This is a genomic window from Streptomyces sp. NH27 (assembly GCF_056859195.1).
On the sequence record NZ_JACEGK010000866.1, the window covers coordinates 1 to 1,798 of the forward strand.

The window sequence follows — 1,798 nt, forward strand, 5'->3', positions numbered from 1 at the left end:
GTCTGCCCCACCGCCACGACGCAGAACTCGTCCCCGCCGAGCCGCGCCGCGAGACTGCCGGGAAGCATCGCCCCGCACAGCGAGAGCAGCGAGCCGAACCGTTCCAGCAAACGGTCGCCGACCGCGTGCCCGAGCCGGTCGTTGACCCGCTTCAGCCCGTTCAGGTCGCACACCACCAAACTCACCACCGCGCCCTGCTCCCGGTGCAGCTCCAACGCTTCGTCCAGCCGCACGTCGACCGCCCTGCGGTTGCCGAGTCCTGTCAACGGATCGGTGAACGCCAGGAGTTGGACCTCGGCGAGGCGTTCGGTCTGCGCGATGCCGGATGCGATCAGCGCGGCCAGCACCGTGGCGAAGTCCGCGTCCGTACGGTCGAAGCCCGCCTCGCCCACCCGCCGCGCGACGTACAGCTCGCCCCACGCCCGCCCGTGCAGCAGGATCGGCGCGACCACGCAGCTGCCCCGCCCGCGCCGCCGCAGTGCCGCGGCCCGGCCCCAGCTTCCCCCGCCGGGGGAGGTGCTGGTCGCGTCCTCCGTCTCCACCCACGCGTGCGGCTCACCGCCCGCGGCCCATGTGCCGTGCAGGAACTCGGCGATCTCGGGGAAGTCGTGCACCGAGTACGACTCGTCGGCCGGCTCCGCCTCCTCGCCCGGGGCGAGGTCGCCGTCGTTGACCAGCACCCGCAGCCGACCGGTCTCCCGCTCCCACGCCGAGACCGCGGCGAAGGTGCCCTGCATCGCCAGCCGGGCCCGGCGCGCCCCCGCCCGGACCGTCGCACTCGGGGTCTGCGCCGTGGCCAGCGCCTGAGCCAGCTCGACGACCGCCCGCAGCCGCACATCGGCTGTACCTTCCGCCATCACCCCAGGCTAGGCACCTTTGCCCCGCCTTGACGCTCGACCGGGCCCCGCACTGGGCCGAACGGACCTCCCCCGATCTCCGGGGGGCGGAACCCGTGCCGAGCGGCGGCGATCAGAGCCCGGGCCAGGCCGGCCGCCGCTTCTCGTTGAACGCGGCGACCCCCTCGGCCCGGTCCGCCGAGAACGCGACGGTGCGCCAGGCCGCGTCCTCGACCTCCAGGCCGGTCCGCAGATCCTGCCCGTGGCCGAGCCGCAGGGCCTGCTTGGCGGCGCGCAACCCCACCGGAGAGTTCGCCGCGATGCGCTCCGCGAGGTCGAGCGCGGCGGTACGGGCCCCGCCCGCCGGTACGAGCTGGTCGATCATGCCCAGTTCCAGCGCTTCGGCCGCCGGGACGCGGCGCGCGGTGAAGACCAGTTCCGCGGCCCGGGCCGCGCCCACCCGGCGCGGCAGCAGTTGGGTGCCGCCGCCGCCGGGGATGACCCCCACGGACACCTCCGGCAGCCCGACCACCGCGGACTCGTCCGCGACGATCAGGTCACAGGCGAGGGCGAGTTCGTATCCGCCGCCCAGCGCGAACCCGCCCACCGCGGCGATCGCGGGCATCGGCAGGTCCAGCACGCCGCCGTACGCCGCCCTCGCCCGCGGGCGCTGGCGCAGCAACTCCGCGTCGCTCAGCGAGTTCCGCTCCTTCAGGTCCGCGCCGGCGCAGAACGCGCGCTCGCTCGACGAGGTCAGCACCACCACGCTCACGGTCGCGTCCGCGGCCACCGCCGCGCACGCGGCCGCGATCGCCTCCGCCATGCTCGTCGACACCGCGTTCATCGCCTTCGGGCGGTCCAGCACCACCTCGGCGACACGCCCACCATGCCGCCGGACCTCCACGACGTCCCCGTACCGCGTGCCCGTTTCCTCTTGCTCGCCCCTCCCGCCCCGACCTCCC

The 1,798-nt window shown here is 75.1% G+C and carries 2 protein-coding genes; both read right to left on the bottom strand.

Going from position 1 to position 1,798, the window contains the following annotated elements; all coding sequences use genetic code 11:
* On the bottom strand, positions 1 to 857 hold an 857-nt coding region (locus AC13HU_RS36615; RefSeq protein WP_483046314.1), incomplete at its 3' end, for a GGDEF domain-containing protein.
* Between the two features lie 112 nt (positions 858 to 969).
* Positions 970 to 1,740 carry an enoyl-CoA hydratase-related protein gene (locus tag AC13HU_RS36620; RefSeq protein WP_483046315.1) on the bottom strand — a complete coding sequence of 257 codons (771 nt, stop codon included), beginning with the start codon at positions 1,738 to 1,740 and terminating at the stop codon, positions 970 to 972.
* Positions 1,741 to 1,798 lie beyond the last annotated feature (58 nt).